The 14,504-nt window shown below is 62.1% G+C and carries 14 protein-coding genes; 6 read left to right on the top strand and 8 right to left on the bottom strand.

The features are described 5' to 3' along the window. Nucleotides 1-38 precede the first annotated feature (38 nt). Entirely contained in the window at nt 39-1,442 is a 1,404-nt protein-coding gene (locus tag C4J86_RS25860) for a NorM family multidrug efflux MATE transporter (protein WP_124372270.1), read from the bottom strand. 151 nt (nt 1,443-1,593) lie between these two features. Between C4J86_RS25860 and C4J86_RS25855 the strand changes: the two genes are divergently transcribed. Then, complete coding sequence (locus tag C4J86_RS25855; RefSeq protein WP_124368804.1) at nt 1,594-2,514, top strand: LysR substrate-binding domain-containing protein; 921 nt, start codon at nt 1,594-1,596, stop codon at nt 2,512-2,514. Between the two features lie 178 nt (nt 2,515-2,692). Next, nucleotides 2,693-4,669 carry a methyl-accepting chemotaxis protein gene (locus C4J86_RS25850; RefSeq protein WP_124372269.1) on the top strand — a complete coding sequence of 659 codons (1,977 nt, stop codon included), beginning with the start codon at nt 2,693-2,695 and terminating at the stop codon, nt 4,667-4,669. Nucleotides 4,670-4,702: 33 nt separating this feature from the next. Here C4J86_RS25850 and C4J86_RS25845 read toward each other — a convergent pair whose 3' ends face one another. Both C4J86_RS25845 and C4J86_RS25840 read right to left on the bottom strand, forming a co-directional pair. After that, nucleotides 4,703-6,199 carry a YifB family Mg chelatase-like AAA ATPase gene (locus C4J86_RS25845; protein ID WP_124372268.1) on the bottom strand — a complete coding sequence of 499 codons (1,497 nt, stop codon included), beginning with the start codon at nt 6,197-6,199 and terminating at the stop codon, nt 4,703-4,705. A 153-nt stretch (nt 6,200-6,352) separates the two neighbouring features. Next, nucleotides 6,353-6,616 carry an accessory factor UbiK family protein gene (locus tag C4J86_RS25840; protein ID WP_124372267.1) on the bottom strand — a complete coding sequence of 88 codons (264 nt, stop codon included), beginning with the start codon at nt 6,614-6,616 and terminating at the stop codon, nt 6,353-6,355. A gap of 422 nt (nt 6,617-7,038) precedes the next feature. On the opposite strand from C4J86_RS25840, the gene glnK reads away from it, so the two are divergent. From glnK to sutA, 4 genes are all read left to right on the top strand, one after another. Then, nucleotides 7,039-7,377, top strand: a complete 339-nt coding sequence (gene glnK / locus C4J86_RS25835) for a P-II family nitrogen regulator (RefSeq protein WP_002555808.1) — start codon at nt 7,039-7,041, stop codon at nt 7,375-7,377. A gap of 35 nt (nt 7,378-7,412) precedes the next feature. Beyond that, complete coding sequence (locus C4J86_RS25830) at nt 7,413-8,753, top strand: ammonium transporter (protein ID WP_124372266.1); 1,341 nt, start codon at nt 7,413-7,415, stop codon at nt 8,751-8,753. A gap of 210 nt (nt 8,754-8,963) precedes the next feature. Further along, on the top strand, nt 8,964-9,389 hold the full coding sequence (locus C4J86_RS25825) for a secondary thiamine-phosphate synthase enzyme YjbQ (RefSeq protein WP_124372265.1): 426 nt from the start codon (nt 8,964-8,966) through the stop codon (nt 9,387-9,389). A 102-nt stretch (nt 9,390-9,491) separates the two neighbouring features. Then, the gene (sutA, locus tag C4J86_RS25820) at nt 9,492-9,824 is read left to right on the top strand and encodes a transcriptional regulator SutA (protein ID WP_124364948.1); all 333 of its coding nucleotides are present in this window, start codon (nt 9,492-9,494) and stop codon (nt 9,822-9,824) included. A 272-nt stretch (nt 9,825-10,096) separates the two neighbouring features. Here sutA and C4J86_RS25815 read toward each other — a convergent pair whose 3' ends face one another. Genes C4J86_RS25815 through lysA form a run of 5 tightly spaced genes read right to left on the bottom strand, consistent with a single transcriptional unit; the run spans nt 10,097 to nt 14,502 of the window. Further along, a complete protein-coding gene (locus C4J86_RS25815; protein WP_124372264.1) occupies nt 10,097-10,792 on the bottom strand; it encodes an HAD family hydrolase in 696 nt (231 codons plus the stop codon). Further along, nucleotides 10,789-11,688 (bottom strand): tyrosine recombinase XerC, encoded by a 900-nt coding sequence (xerC, locus tag C4J86_RS25810; RefSeq protein WP_124372263.1) that lies wholly within the window; start codon nt 11,686-11,688, stop codon nt 10,789-10,791. Before xerC ends, C4J86_RS25815 begins: the two co-directional genes overlap by 4 nt. 2 nt (nt 11,689-11,690) lie before the next feature. Further along, the gene (locus C4J86_RS25805) at nt 11,691-12,407 is read right to left on the bottom strand and encodes a DUF484 family protein (RefSeq protein ID WP_124372262.1); all 717 of its coding nucleotides are present in this window, start codon (nt 12,405-12,407) and stop codon (nt 11,691-11,693) included. Between the two features lie 13 nt (nt 12,408-12,420). Then, complete coding sequence (gene dapF, locus C4J86_RS25800; RefSeq protein ID WP_124368796.1) at nt 12,421-13,251, bottom strand: diaminopimelate epimerase; 831 nt, start codon at nt 13,249-13,251, stop codon at nt 12,421-12,423. Between the two features lie 3 nt (nt 13,252-13,254). Beyond that, a complete protein-coding gene (gene lysA / locus C4J86_RS25795) occupies nt 13,255-14,502 on the bottom strand; it encodes a diaminopimelate decarboxylase (protein ID WP_124372261.1) in 1,248 nt (415 codons plus the stop codon). Nucleotides 14,503-14,504 lie beyond the last annotated feature (2 nt).

Raw genomic sequence — 14,504 nt, 5'->3', positions numbered from 1 at the left:
GGGCAGGCCCCCTCCCACATTTCTAATCGAGTAGGCCCTTAGTGCGTCTGTGCGGCCTGGAAACCAGCTTGTCTTTCCGGCGCCTGTCGAATCATGCGCTTCATCTTCGCCTCAAACGCCCACGTCAGGCTCACCGCCGCACAGGCAAGGCCCAGCGCCAGGCCCCACCACACGCCGGTCGGCCCCCAGCCTAACGTGAACGCCATCAACCAGGCCGATGGCGCGCCGATCAGCCAGTAGCAACCGAGCCCCACCAGGAAGGTAGTCTTGGCGTCCTTGAGGCCACGGATGCAGCCCATGGCAATGGTCTGCACACCGTCGAACAGCTCGAACCAGGCCGCGACGGCCAACAGGCTGACGGCGAGCACGATCACCTCGTGAAAGGCCGGGTCGTCATGGTCGAGGAACAGCCCGATCAGCGGGTCGGAAAACAGCCAGAACACCACGGCAAACCCCAGCATGACCATGGCGCCGAACCCTATGCCGACCCGCCCGGCCAGGCGCGCGCTCAACAACCGCCCGGCGCCATAGTGCTGGCCGATACGCATGGTCACCGCGTAGGACATCCCTGCCGGGACCATGAACGCCACCGAGACGATCTGCAGGGCAATCTGGTGCGCCGCCAACTGCGTACTGCCCATGGTGCCCATGCACAGCGCCGCAAACGCGAACAGCCCGACTTCCACTGCATAGGTGCCGCCGATCGGCAGGCCCAGGCGCCACAGCTCGCGCAGATAGTGGGTATTGAGGCGCAGCAGGCCGGTAGTCAGGGGGTAGGCGGCGTAGGTCCGGTTGCTGCGGATGTACCACATCAGCGCCAACGCCATGCCATTGGCGACGATGGCCGTCACCAGGCCAATGCCCATCAGCCCGAGCTTCGGCAGGCCGAACATGCCTTCGATCAGCGCATGGTTGAGCAGGTAATTGACCACCGTGCCGCACAGGCTGATCACCACCACTGGCGTGGCTTTGCCGATAGCGCTGGTGAAACCGCGCAACGCCATGAAGCTCAGATAGCCGGGCAGGGCGAATGGCAGGAGGGTCAGGAACTGCCCGGCGGCCTGCACGTTGGTTTCGGTCTGGCCGAACAGCAGCAGCACTGGCTTGAGGTTCCACAGCAGCAGCGCCGCCGCCAGGGCCATCAACCACGCCAGCCACAGCCCGGACTGGGTCAGGCGGGTGGCGCCGTCGATGTCGCCCGCGCCGTGACGGATCGCCACCAGGGTGCCCACCGCCGCAATCACACCGATGCAGAAAATCGCCACGAACGAATAGCTCGCCGCGCCCAGGCCACCGCCGGCCAGGGCTTCGGGGCTCAGGCGGGCCATCATCAGGGTGTCGGTCAGCACCATCAGCATGTGCGCCAACTGTGAGGCAATCAACGGCCCCGACAGCCGCAGAATGGCCCAGAGTTCGGTACGTACCGGATGCTGCATGATCATCACGCTCGACAGGTCAGGGTGGTGGAGAGGGCTGATTCTCGGCGCTTTGGGCGCATTGCACAAAAGGATAAAAGCGATCGTTTGCATGATTAAAACTCATGCCTGATCTATTCTGGTAGGGTTTGCGGATTGCGCTGTCGGAGCTTTCAGAATGTCCCGTCGTCTTCCTCCGCTTTACGCCCTGCGGGCGTTCGAGGCCGCGTCTCGTCACCACTCCTTTACCCGCGCGGCAGAGGAGTTGTCGATTACCCAAAGTGCGGTCAGCCGGCATATTCGTACGCTCGAAGAGCATTTCGCCTGCCGGCTTTTCCAGCGCAGCGGCCGCACTCTGCAGCTCACGGAGGCGGCGCGCTTGTTGCTGCCCGGCGTGCGCGAAGGTTTCGCCGCCCTGGAGCGCGCCTGCCATACCCTGAATGCCGAAGATGACATTTTGCGCATGAAAGCACCGTCCACCTTGACCATGCGCTGGCTGCTGGCGCGGTTGAGTCGCTTTCGGGCCTTGCAGCCGGGCAATGAGGTGCAGCTCACCAGTGCGTGGATGAACATCGACGAAGTGGACTTCAACCAGGAGCCGTTCGATTGCGCGGTATTGCTCAGTAACGGGCACTTTCCCGCAGACTGGGAAGCCAGTTACCTGTTTGCCGAAATGCTGATTCCGGTGGGCGCGCCCAATCTGTTGGATGACGGCCCCTGGGACGTGACGCGGCTGGCAACGGCTGAACTGCTGCATCCGACACCGGACCGGCGCGACTGGCGCTACTGGTTGGAACGCATGGGGTTGGCGTCCCGGGTTTCGCTCAAGGGTGGGCAGGTGTTCGATACGCTGGAGTTGGGCATGATCGCCGCCGCGCGGGGTTATGGGGTGTCCATGGGTGACTTGCTGATGGTGGCCGAGGACGTTGCCCAGAAACGCCTGAGCCTGCCTTGGCCAACGGCCGTCGCCAGCGGGGAAAGCTATTACCTGGTGTGGCCGAAAACCCGCCCCGGTGGTGAGCGCCTGCGGCGTTTGGCGGAGTTTCTCCAGGGCGAGGTGCATGCGATGGTTTTGCCCGAAGTGGCCCGCCTCGAATAAAGGGTTTGGCATGTGTACGGCAATCGTTTGCGCGATACCCCTGTGAATCGCTCAAGTATTGTAAAACTCCGCCGAAGTAGGAGTGTTGGAACCATCGTGCACTTACGTTTCCCACCAGATAATTCGCCGAGCAGCGCTAAGAGATCAGGATGATCCTGGCCTCGGCTCAGGAGCTGTCATGTCTCAACCTCGCGCTCGGATCGCCTCCCAGTTAGGCCTCGCATTGGCCGTGATTCTTGCTGTCGTTATCAGCGGCAGTACCGTTTTCGCTCTACGTTCCCTCGACACCGCCAACCTCGCCACCCGCGAGGAACACCTGGCCAGCGAGGCGCGCCTGCTCGCCGACCAACTCAATACCTTCCACAGCACCTTGCGCGAGAGCACCCAGCGTTTGAGCGGGCTGTTTGAAAAGCGCTTCGGCGCCGGCTTGAGCGTGCGTGCAGACGAGCCAGTCGCCGTGGCCGGTGTGCAAACCCCGGGCCTCTACCTGGGCAGCCAGCTGCTGAACAACAACTTCAGCGAAGTGGATGAATTCAAGGACATGTCCGGCGGCGTGGCCACGGTATTCGTGCGCAGCGGCGATGATTTTGTCCGCATCAGCACGTCCCTGACCAAGCAGGATGGCAACCGCGCCATCGGCACCGTGCTGGACCGCCAGGGGCCGGCCTACCAGCGTGTGTTCAGCGGGCAGACCTACATCGGTCGGGCCGTATTGTTCGATCGCTCGTACATGACCCAGTACAGCCCGGTGCGTGACGCCAGCGGAAAAGTCATTGCGGTGCTGTTCATCGGTTTCGATTACACCGACGAGCAGAAAGCCCAGTTCGACAACCTCAAGCGCTTCCGTATCGGCCAGACCGGCTCCCTCTCGCTGCTGGATGAACAGAAGCACTGGCTGGTGCCGCCGGCCGGTGTACAAGCCTTGGATCAAGCCATTCCGGTGATGCTCGACCTGGCGAAGAAGCCGGGTGAAGGGCGCTTCTGGAGCGACAAGAACGAAGATTTCTACAGCGTTTCGGTACCGTTCGAGGGCGGCCCCTGGGCGGTGGTGGCGAGCATGCCGAAGGCTGAGATTCGTGCAGTGACCTGGGACGTCGGCCTGCGCCTGGTAATCGGCAGCGTGCTGGCCATGCTGTTGGCGGTGGGCGCCACCGTGTGGCTGTTGCGCAGCAAGCTCGCGCCCCTGAGTGACCTGGTGCGCCAAGCCGAAGCGCTCGGTGCGGGCGACCTGAGCGCGCGTCTGAACGTCTCCAGCCATGACGAAATCGGCCAGTTGGCGCGCAGCTTCAACCAGATGGGCGAAGCGCTGTCGACCATGGTTTCGCACATCCGCAAGGCGGCGGAAGAGGTCAACAGCCGTGCCCAGGCGTTGTCCGGTTTGTCTGGCGGTGCCTATGAAGGCATGGAACAGCAGTCTGGCGAGATCACTAGCATGGCGGGCGCGGTGGAAGAGTTCAGCGCCACCTCGCTGAATATCGCCGACAACATGGGCAGCACCGAGCGCCTGGCCCAGGAAAATGCCCAGCAGACCCGCATCGGACGTGCCTCGATGCAGGAGGCGTCGTCGTCCCTGGAACATATCGCCACCGCCCTGAACAGCACCGCGACGGTGATCAACACCTTGGGCCAGCGTTCCCAGGAAATCGGCGGCATCGTTGGCGTGATTACGTCGATCGCGGAACAGACCAACCTGCTGGCGCTGAACGCTGCCATCGAAGCCGCCCGCGCGGGCGAGCAAGGCCGTGGCTTTGCCGTGGTCGCCGACGAAGTGCGCAACCTGGCCTCGCGTACCCGCCAGGCCACTGATGAAATTTCCGGCATGATCCAGAGCATCCAGCAGGAAACCGGGAATGCCATCAGCACCATGGAACACGGCAATGTACTGATGCAGGAAGGCCTGTCGCGTAATGCCGACGTGGCTTCGGCCCTGGCGCGCATCGACGAGCAGAGCCGCTCGGCCGGCCAGCAGTTTGCCGCCATCACCACCGCCACCCAGGAGCAGAGCAGCACCGCGACCTTGCTCAGCAGCAACCTGCAGAGCATTGCGCTGGCTAACAGCGAGCAGCGTGAAGTGGTGTCGAACCTGGCGATCACCGCCAAGGAACTGGAGACCCTGGCGGCGGGCCTGCGGCATGAAGTAGACCGGTTCCGCTAAGCCACCGCCATTCAGGATGCGCAGGCGCATGGCTCAAGTGCTCGCCGCCGGACGGTACTGCAAGGCCTCTTGCAGATGGTGGCGAGCGATGTTGTCTGTTTGTTCCAGGTCCGCCAGGGTACGCGCTACCTTGAGCAACCGATGGGCCGCCCGCAGCGACAGCGTCAGTCGTTCGCATGCGCTTTCCAACCAGCTTTCATCGACCTTTGCCAGCTTGCAGTACTCGCGCAACCCCGGCAGGTCGAGGAAGGCGTTGGCGCATCCTTGGCGGCGTTGCTGGCGTTCCCGTGCATCGGCCACTGCTGCGGAAGCTTTCGCGGTGTTGTCACCGGTCTGTTGTGCCGGGCTCAGTGCCGTGGCCTCCCGCGCCACGGTCAGGTGCAGATCGATCCGGTCCAGCAAAGGCCCGGACAGCTTGTTGCGATAGCGTTGGATCTGCTCCGGCGTACATCGACAGCGGCCGCTGGGTTCGCCCAGATAGCCGCAAGGGCAGGGGTTCATCGCCGCGACCAATTGGAAGCGTGCCGGGAAGCTTACCCGGTCGCGGGCGCGGGAAATCACGATATGCCCCGACTCAAGTGGCTCACGCAGCACCTCCAGGACTTTGCGATCGAACTCCGGCAACTCGTCGAGGAACAGCACGCCGTGGTGGGCCAGGGTGATTTCCCCCGGTTGCGGTTTCGATCCGCCGCCGACCAGCGCGGGGCCCGACGCCGAGTGGTGCGGCTGGCGAAACGGCCGTTGCGGCCAATGGCTCAACGGCGCCAGGCTGACCACCGATTGAATCGCCGCGACTTCCAGCGCTTCGTGCTCACTCAGTGGTGGCAGCAACCCCGGCAGGCGGCTGGCGAGCAAGGTCTTGCCAGTGCCGGGCGGCCCGCTGAATAACAGGTTGTGCGCCCCCGCAGCCGCGATCAGCAAGGCACGCTTGGCAGCCAACTGGCCCTGTACTTCACTGAGGTCCGGGTAAGGTTTGTTCAAATACAGCAAGCCGTCCGACTGGTAGGGCTCGATCGGTACATGCCCGTTCAGGTGCGCCACCACTTGCAGCAAGTGGTCCACCGCAATCACCTTCAATCCCGATGCCAGGCACGCTTCCTCAGCGTTCGCCCTGGGCACTATCAAGGTGCGCCCGGCCTTGCGCGCCGCCAATGCGGCCGGCAACACGCCTTTCACCGCGCGTACCTCGCCGGACAGCGCCAACTCGCCCAGGCACTCAACGTCATCGAGCATCAACGCCGGCACCTGCATACTGGCCGCCAGGATCCCCAGGGCAATCGCCAAATCAAAACGCCCGCCGTCCTTGGGCAGGTCGGCGGGCGCGAGGTTGAGGGTGATGCGACGCGGCGGATATTGCAGGGCCGAATTGAGAATGGCGCTGCGTACACGGTCCTTGCTTTCCTTTACCGCCGTCTCCGGCAAGCCCACCAGCGTCAGTGATGGCAAGCCATTAGCCATATGCACTTCAACCGTGACGACGGGGGCTTCAACGCCGATCTGGGCGCGACTGTGGACGATGGCGAGGGACATGCTCGATCCTTGAATGGGAGGCCGCTTCCTGCGGGTTATTCAAGGGTAGACGAGGGTGGAAAAAGCAAAGCGGGGGAGGTTTTACAGAACGTATCAGGCAAAAACGCAGGGCAAATGTGGGAGGGGGCAAACCCCCTCCCGCACTGATTGCGTTTATTCGGCGGTGGGTGGCGTCAGGCGCGCTTCCAGTTCCGCCACTTTTGCCTCCAGGCTTTCAAGCCGCGCACGTGTGCGGGCCAACACCACCATCTGGCTGTCGAACTCTTCACGGCTCACCAGATCGAGCTTGCTGAAGCCACTTTGCAGCAGTGCCTTGAACTGGCTTTCGATTTCATTGCGGGGCAGCGGAGTGTCGCCGCTGAACAGGCGAGAGGCGTGGCCGCTCAGGGCGTCGAGGAAGTCTTTGGGCGCGAGCATGGGAAATATTCCGGAAAACTGTTGGCCGGCAGTGTATCACGCAGCGTCTATAGTCTTTTCACGGCCCTGATGCGCACGCTTTTCGCGCATCGGGATGGGCGCTTGCGCACTGTTTTGATGCGCATCGCCACCGCCGGAACGCCCTGCAGATGGGCATGAGTGGGCAATGGACTGATTTCAGTGAGTTTTACGGAGCTGGCAAGGTTTCTGCTTAGACGATCATGACCCATGCACTGATGCAGTCGCTGTGACGAATGCAGTGCGCCGACGGATCAGGGGTACAGGTTTCGTCACCAGTGGTTCGCTGGCGTCGCTACGGTAAATGCCGAGGCGACGATGCGTTACAAAGCCAGGCACTGCGCTTAGACTTGAGACGGGTTTGTTTTCCTGGGGCAAGTCCACCAATTCGGGAGAGAGTTTTCATGAAGCTAGTCACTGCCATCATCAAGCCGTTCAAGTTGGACGACGTACGCGAGTCACTGTCCGAGATCGGCGTGCAGGGCATTACCGTTACTGAGGTCAAGGGCTTCGGTCGGCAGAAGGGTCATACCGAGCTGTATCGCGGCGCGGAATATGTGGTCGATTTCCTGCCGAAGGTGAAGATTGATGTCGCCATTGACGACAAGGATCTTGACCGGGTTATCGAGGCGATAACCAAGGCCGCCAACACCGGCAAGATCGGTGACGGCAAGATCTTCGTGGTCAATCTGGAACAGGCTATCCGCATCCGTACCGGCGAAACCGATACCGACGCAATCTAAGCCGCCAAACCCCAACGCCCCAGGAGAAAAACACTATGACTCTGCGTACATTCGCAGGGCTCGGAGCCCTGTTGTCCATCGTAATGCCAGGCCTTGCAATGGCGGCAGACGAAGTGGCGGCTCCAGTCCTCAACTCCGGCGACACTGCCTGGATGCTGACCGCCACCGCATTGGTGCTGTTCATGACCATTCCTGGCCTGGCGCTGTTCTACGGCGGCATGGTCCGCTCCAAGAATATTCTGTCGGTGATGATGCAATGCTTTGCCATCACTGGCCTGATCAGCATCCTGTGGGTCGTCTACGGTTACAGCATTGCGTTCGATACCACCGGTATGGAGCAGGGCGTCGTCAACTTCAACTCCTTCTTCGGCGGCATGGGCAAGGCGTTCCTGGCAGGGGTCACTCCAGCCAGCATTACCGGGCCTGCGGCGCTGTTTCCGGAAGCGGTGTTCATCACCTTCCAGATGACGTTCGCCATCATCACTCCGGCGCTGATCGTCGGTGCCTTCGCCGAGCGCATGAAGTTCTCCGCGATGCTGATTTTCATGGGCATCTGGTTCACGCTGGTCTATGCGCCGATTGCGCACATGGTCTGGAGCGGCAACGGCGGCCTGATGTGGGACTGGGGCGTGCTGGACTTCGCCGGTGGCACCGTGGTGCACATCAACGCCGGTGTGGCTGGCCTGGTGGCGTGCCTGGTGCTCGGCAAACGTAAAGGCTTCCCGACCACCCCGATGGCCCCGCACAACCTGGGTTACACCTTGATCGGCGCGGCCATGCTGTGGATCGGCTGGTTCGGCTTTAACGCCGGTTCCGCTGCCGCAGCCAACGGCACGGCCGGCATGGCGATGCTGGTTACCCAGATTGCTACCGCTGCTGCGGCGCTGGGCTGGATGTTCGCCGAGTGGATCACCCACGGCAAGCCGAGCGCACTGGGCATCGCCTCGGGTGTGGTGGCAGGCCTGGTTGCGATTACTCCGGCGGCTGGCACCGTGGGCCCGATGGGCGCCCTGGTCATTGGCCTGGCGGCGGGCGTGGTGTGTTTCTTCTGCGCCACTACCCTCAAGCGCAAGCTGGGCTACGACGACTCCCTGGATGCCTTCGGCGTGCACGGTATCGGCGGTATCCTCGGCGCGATCCTGACCGGCGTGTTCGCGGCTCCGTCGATGGGTGGCTTCAACGCCGCTACCACTGACATCGCCGCCCAGGTGTGGATCCAGTGCAAAGGCGTCGGCTTCACCGTGATCTACACGGCGATCGTCACCTACGTCATCCTCAAGGTGCTGGACATGGTCATGGGCCTGCGCGTCACCGAAGAGGAAGAGGCGGTCGGTCTCGACCTGGCGCAACATAACGAGCGCGGCTACAACCTGTAAGTACGCAAAAAAAAGATGCCCGGCTTGCCGGGCATTTTTTTGTCTGGCGTTTGTCTCTGCCTATAAGTGGCATGGGTTTTTCGTCAACTTTGTGATGGGATCCACACGGCACTTTTAAGGGTGCGAATGTCTTACAGGCATGTAGGCGTATTCGGCACTTTGTTTTTTTCCAGAGCGCGCTAGAATGCGCGCCGATGGGCGGAGAACTGTATGTGGCAACAGACCCTGATTACCCTTCGGGCCAAGCCCCGGGGCTTTCACCTGGTGACCGACGAGTTGCTTGCCGGCTTGCCTGAATTGAAGGCGTGTCGCGTGGGCCTGTTGCATCTGTGGCTGCAGCACACCTCGGCCTCGTTGACGGTCAACGAGAATGCCGATCCGGCGGTTCGCCGTGACTTCGAGCGTTTCTTCAACTTGCTGGTACCGCAAGGCCATGCAGGGTTCGAACACAACGACGAAGGTCCGGATGATCTGCCGGCGCACTTCAAGGCCAGTCTCCTGGGCTGCCAGCTGAGTTTGCCGGTGAAGGCTGGCTGCTTGGCGATGGGGACCTGGCAAGGTGTTTATCTGGGCGAGCACCGTGATCATGGCGGTGCTCGTAAAGTCCTCGCCACCTTGCACGGTGAAGGGGCATAAGCCACTGGTGATCCAGTGGATGTTGATTTTTTTCCGGCGACCTCGACAGAGGGTGAAGCTGGGCTATAACTAATCTGCTTTTCGCAAGTCATGAGGTAGAACATGAGCGACGATGATCTGGAAAACGACGACCTCGAAGTAGGTGACGAAGACGACACTGAGGAAAGTCTTGAAGCGGCGGCTGATGACGTTGCTGAAGACCTTGATGACAGTGCTGGCGATGATGTCGCGCCCAAAGCCAAAGGCAAGGCCAAGGCTGCTGTTTCGGTAGACGAACTGCCCAGCGTTGAAGCCAAGAACAAAGAGCGCGATGCCCTGGCCCGTGCGATGGAAGAATTCCTCGCCAAAGGCGGCAAAGTGGTCGAGGTCGAGCCCAACGTGGTGGCTGATCCACCGAAGAAGCCGGATAACAAATACGGCAGCCGTCCTATCTGAGGTCAGCTACCTGCTTGTAAGAAAGAACCCGCCGTCGCTGCGGGTTTTTTCATGCCCGCTGATTTATTCGAGCGTTGTGGTGATCCAGATGTGGGAGGTGCAAGCCCTAATGTCAGTCAGTGAAGGCTTTTTGTAGGAGCGAGCTTGCTCGCGAAGAACTCAGGGCTCCCTCGTTCATCCAGAATGAACGCGTTGCCTGGGCGTTTTTCGCGAGCAAGCTCGCTCCTACAGGGAACCCCTTTAAGCCCCCTCCCACATTTGGATCGCTGGTGTTACTGCCAGCTGCGGAGCAATTGCGGTAGCTCCGTCAGGCTGCGAATTTGCGCATCCGGGAGTTTATCCCCTTCCCACGCCTTGCCCGCCGGGTTGAACCACACTGCTCGCAGGCCCGCCTGCTGCGCCCCGGCAATGTCATCGCCCGGATGATCGCCAACATGCACCGCCGCTTCGGCCTTCACGCCGCCGCGCTGCAATGCCTCCTGAAACAACCGCGCATCCGGCTTGGCGATGCCGATATCCTCGGCACGCAAGGCAAAGTGAAAGTAGTCGGCCAGGCCTACGCGTTGTACGTCGGCATTGCCATTGGTGATCACTCCTAGCAGGAAGTGCTGGCGCAGGGCTTTGAGCATGGGCTCGGCTTCGGGGAAGACGGTGAGTTGATGCCGCGCATGAATGAACGCTTCAAAACACACGTCGGCCATTTGCGTGGCTTCAGGCTGTGGATAACCTGCCTCCTCAAACGCATGCATCAACACCCGATGGCGCAGGATACTGATGCGGTGTTTGAGTTCAGGATGACGTTGCAGCACCTGTTGGCGCAGGCTGGCGAAATGCTCCAGGGGCAAGTCGCCGACCTTGGATGCGTTGAGCGCCAACCATTCGCGCATTGACGCTTCGGCGCTGATGATGACGGGTACGTTGTCCCAGAGCGTGTCGTCCAGGTCGAAGGTGATCAGCTTGATGCTCATGAGTCGCCGCCCTTGATGCGTTTGGCCCGTGGATGGGCGCTGTCATACACCGTTGCCAGGTGCTGGAAGTCGAGGTGGGTGTAGATCTGCGTGGTCTTGATGTCGGAGTGGCCGAGCAGCTCCTGTACTGCGCGCAGGTCCTGGGACGACTCCAGCATATGGCTGGCAAAGGAGTGCCTGAGCATATGCGGGTGCAGGTTCTGCCCCAGTTCGCGCTCGCCGGCGGCTTTTACGCGCAACTGAATGGCCCGTGGCCCCAGGCGTCGGCCTTGTTGGCTGATAAATACCGCGTCGTCCTGCGGATTGGCCAGCGCGCGCAACGGCAACCACAGTTGCAGGGCTTCACGGGCTTTTCTGCCGACGGGCAGCACCCGCGTCTTGCTGCCTTTACCCAACACCTGCACCAGCCCCTCCGCCAGGTCCAGTTGATCGAGGTTCAGGCCGGTCAGCTCGGACAGGCGCAGGCCCGAGGAGTAGAACAACTCGAGGATCGCCTGGTCGCGGTGCGCCAGGAAGTCATCCTCGACCGCGCCGTCCAGCAGTTGCAGAGCGCGGTCGGTGTCCAGGGTCTTGGGCAGGCGGCGCTCGCCTTTGGGCGGCGACAGGCCATTGGCCGGGTCGTGGTCACACAGGCCTTCGCGGTTCAGGTAGTGATAGAGGCCGCGCACCGCCGACAGCAGGCGCGACAGGCTACGCGAGGACTGGCCTTGCTGGTGCAGCCGTGCGACCAGGCTGCGCAGGCTCTGGATATCCAGGGCTTTCCAGCTGGCGATCTGCTGCTTTTCGCAATAGGCCAGGACCTTGTTCAAGTCCCGCCGGTAGGCTTCCAGGGTATGAGGCGACACCTGGCGCTCGTTGCGCAGGTGAGCGCAGTAAGCGTCCAGTTGCCGTTCCATGGCTAGCGCACCGCGCGCAGGGCAGTGGTGAAACGCGGCAAGACGCGGCCCAGCACTTCGGCGATGTAGGTCAAAAACAGGGTGCCCACCGAGCTTTTGTAATGCGCGGGATCGCGGCTGGCGATGGCCAGTACGCCATGCAGGCCTTGGTGGCTGAGGGCAACCACGGCGGTGGAGCCGATCTGTTGGCGCTGTTCGGCACCAAACAGGAAGTCCAATTCATGCTCGCGCAGGGTGCCGCTGATGGTCTTGCCTTCGGAAAGCAGGCCGCCGATGGCGGTTTGCGCTTCGCCACCGCTGACCCAGCGACCCACCGGCATCGGGTTATCGCTGAACAGGATCAGGCTGACAAACGGCACCTGGAAGTCCTGGCGCAGGCTGTCTTCCACGGCCATCACCGTTTCTTCCAGGCTGGCGGCGTCCATCAGGGTCAGGATCAGGCGACGGGTCTTGTCGAACAGGCGATCGTTGTCGCGGGCCACATCCATCAGGTGCGAAAGCCGGTGGCGCATTTCGATATTGCGCTCGCGCAGGATCTGCATTTGCCGCTCCACCAACGACACGGTATCGCCGCGTTGGTGGGGGATGCGCAAGGCCGGAAGCAATTGCTCGTGCTCGACGAAAAAATCCGCATGAGCCTCAAGGTACGCCGCGACTGCAGCGGCCTCCAGGCTTTCACTTGGGGTGATTTGTGCGGGTACTTGAGGCTTATCGGTCATTGGCTTGGCTCACTCATAGACGGACCTGTCCTTCGTATACACGCGAGGCCGGCCCGGTCATCATCACCGGGTGGCCAGGGCCTGCCCATTCGATGGACAAGCGCCCACCCGGCAGGTCGATCAGCAGCGGCGAATCCATCCACCCCTGGCTGATCGCGGCCACGGCAGCGGCGCAGGCACCGGTGCCGCAGGCCTGGGTTTCGCCGGCGCCGCGCTCCCAAACACGCAATTGCGCGCGGGAACGGTCGATCACCTGCAGGAAGCCCACATTGACCCGCGCCGGAAAGCGCGGGTGATGTTCGATCTTCGGCCCCAGTTCATGCACGGGCGCGTTGTTGATGTCATTGACCCGCAGCACCGCATGGGGATTGCCCATGGATACGGCGGCGATATCCACGCGGGTACCGTCCACCTCCAGCGCATAACTGAGGGCCTGCTCGGGCGCCTGGAACGGAATGTCCGCCGGCACCAGGCGTGGCGCGCCCATGTTGACGCTGATCTGGCCGTCACTGCGGATATCCAGTTCGATCACGCCGCCCTTGGTTTCGACGCGAATCTGGCGCTTGGCGGTCAGGCGCTTGTCCAGCACGAAGCGCGCAAAGCAGCGCGCACCGTTGCCGCACTGTTCCACTTCAGAGCCATCGGAGTTGAAGATCCGATAACGGAAATCCACCTCCGGGTTGGTCGGCGCTTCCACCAGCAATAATTGGTCGAAGCCGACACCGGTATGCCGGTCGCCCCATTGTTTGGCGTGCTTGGGCAGGATGTGTGCGTGCTGGCTGACCAGGTCGAGAACCATGAAGTCATTGCCCAGCCCGTGCATCTTGGTAAAACGCAGCAGCATGGCTTACTCCGGCAGCAGGCTTTCGCCAGCATACAACTCGGCTACCGTCTCGCGGCGACGCACTTCGAATGCTTGATCACCGTCCACCAGCACCTCGGCGGCTCGCCCGCGCGTGTTGTAGTTGGAACTCATGACAAACCCATAGGCACCGGCCGAATGCACGGCCAGCAGGTCGCCTTCCTCCAGGGCCAACTGACGATCCTTGGCCAGGAAGTCGCCGGTCTCACAGATCGGGCCGACGATGTCGTACGCGCGCGTTTCGCTGTCGCGAGGGACCACGGCGCTGACATTCATCCAGGCCTGGTACAGCGCCGGGCGGATCAGGTCGTTCATCGCCGCGTCGACGATGGCGAAGTCTTTGTGCTCGGTGTGCTTGAGGTACTCGACCTGGGTGAGCAGCAAACCGGCATTGGCGACGATGTAGCGGCCCGGCTCGAACATCAGCGTCAGGTCGCGGCCTTCGATACGCTCGCGCACGGCCTTGATGTAGTCGGCGATCAACGGCGGCTCTTCATCGCGATACCGCACGCCCACACCGCCACCCAGATCGATGTGGTGCAGGTAGATGCCGCAATCGCCGAGGCGGTCGATCAGTGCCAGCAGGCGGTCGAGCGCATCCAGGAACGGCGGCAGGGTGGTCAGTTGCGAGCCGATATGGCAGTCGACGCCCAACACGTCCAGGTTCGGCAATTGGGCGGCGCGGATGTACACGTCTTCGGCGTCGGCAATGGCGATGCCGAACTTGTTCTCCTTGAGGCCGGTGGAGATGTACGGGTGGGTGCCCGCATCGACGTCCGGGTTGACGCGCAGGGAGATCGGCGCGCGAACGCCCATCTCGGCGGCCACGACCTGCAGGCGCTCCAGCTCGTCGGTAGACTCGATGTTGAAGCAGTGCACACCCACTTCCAGGGCGCGGCGCATGTCTTCGCGGCTCTTGCCGACGCCGGAAAACACGATCTTGTCGGCCTGGCCACCGGCGGCCAATACACGTTCGAGTTCGCCACGGGACACAATGTCAAAACCAGCGCCCAGACGCGCCAGGACATTGAGTACACCCAGGTTGGAGTTGGCTTTCACTGCGTAGCACACCAGGTGCGGCACGCCTTCCAGCGGGTCGGTGAACGAGCGGTATTGCGCTTCGATATGTGCACGGGAATACACATACGTCGGGGTGCCAAAGCGCTCGGCAATCGCAGACAGCGCCACGCCCTCCGCGAACAGCTCGCCGTCCCGGTAGTTAAAAGCGTCCATGA

Origin of the sequence: Pseudomonas sp. R2-7-07, assembly GCF_003852355.1 — a bacterium.
In the GTDB taxonomy this organism is placed as follows: domain Bacteria; phylum Pseudomonadota; class Gammaproteobacteria; order Pseudomonadales; family Pseudomonadaceae; genus Aquipseudomonas.
Note: the sequence above shows the minus strand (reverse complement) of the source record. Positions and strands in the feature narration are given on the sequence as shown.

Excerpts from the sequence above, each read along its gene's own strand:
- C4J86_RS25860 (WP_124372270.1), bottom strand. The coding sequence starts at position 1,442 with ATGATCATGCAGCATCCGGTACGTACCGAACTCTGGGCCATTCTGCGG.
- C4J86_RS25855 (WP_124368804.1), top strand. The coding sequence starts at position 1,594 with ATGTCCCGTCGTCTTCCTCCGCTTTACGCCCTGCGGGCGTTCGAGGCC.
- C4J86_RS25850 (WP_124372269.1), top strand. The coding sequence starts at position 2,693 with ATGTCTCAACCTCGCGCTCGGATCGCCTCCCAGTTAGGCCTCGCATTG.
- C4J86_RS25845 (WP_124372268.1), bottom strand. The coding sequence starts at position 6,199 with ATGTCCCTCGCCATCGTCCACAGTCGCGCCCAGATCGGCGTTGAAGCC.
- C4J86_RS25840 (WP_124372267.1), bottom strand. The coding sequence starts at position 6,616 with ATGCTCGCGCCCAAAGACTTCCTCGACGCCCTGAGCGGCCACGCCTCT.
- glnK (WP_002555808.1), top strand. The coding sequence starts at position 7,039 with ATGAAGCTAGTCACTGCCATCATCAAGCCGTTCAAGTTGGACGACGTA.
- C4J86_RS25830 (WP_124372266.1), top strand. The coding sequence starts at position 7,413 with ATGACTCTGCGTACATTCGCAGGGCTCGGAGCCCTGTTGTCCATCGTA.
- C4J86_RS25825 (WP_124372265.1), top strand. The coding sequence starts at position 8,964 with ATGTGGCAACAGACCCTGATTACCCTTCGGGCCAAGCCCCGGGGCTTT.
- sutA (WP_124364948.1), top strand. The coding sequence starts at position 9,492 with ATGAGCGACGATGATCTGGAAAACGACGACCTCGAAGTAGGTGACGAA.
- C4J86_RS25815 (WP_124372264.1), bottom strand. The coding sequence starts at position 10,792 with ATGAGCATCAAGCTGATCACCTTCGACCTGGACGACACGCTCTGGGAC.
- xerC (WP_124372263.1), bottom strand. The coding sequence starts at position 11,688 with ATGGAACGGCAACTGGACGCTTACTGCGCTCACCTGCGCAACGAGCGC.
- C4J86_RS25805 (WP_124372262.1), bottom strand. The coding sequence starts at position 12,407 with ATGACCGATAAGCCTCAAGTACCCGCACAAATCACCCCAAGTGAAAGC.
- dapF (WP_124368796.1), bottom strand. The coding sequence starts at position 13,251 with ATGCTGCTGCGTTTTACCAAGATGCACGGGCTGGGCAATGACTTCATG.
- lysA (WP_124372261.1), bottom strand. The coding sequence starts at position 14,502 with ATGGACGCTTTTAACTACCGGGACGGCGAGCTGTTCGCGGAGGGCGTG.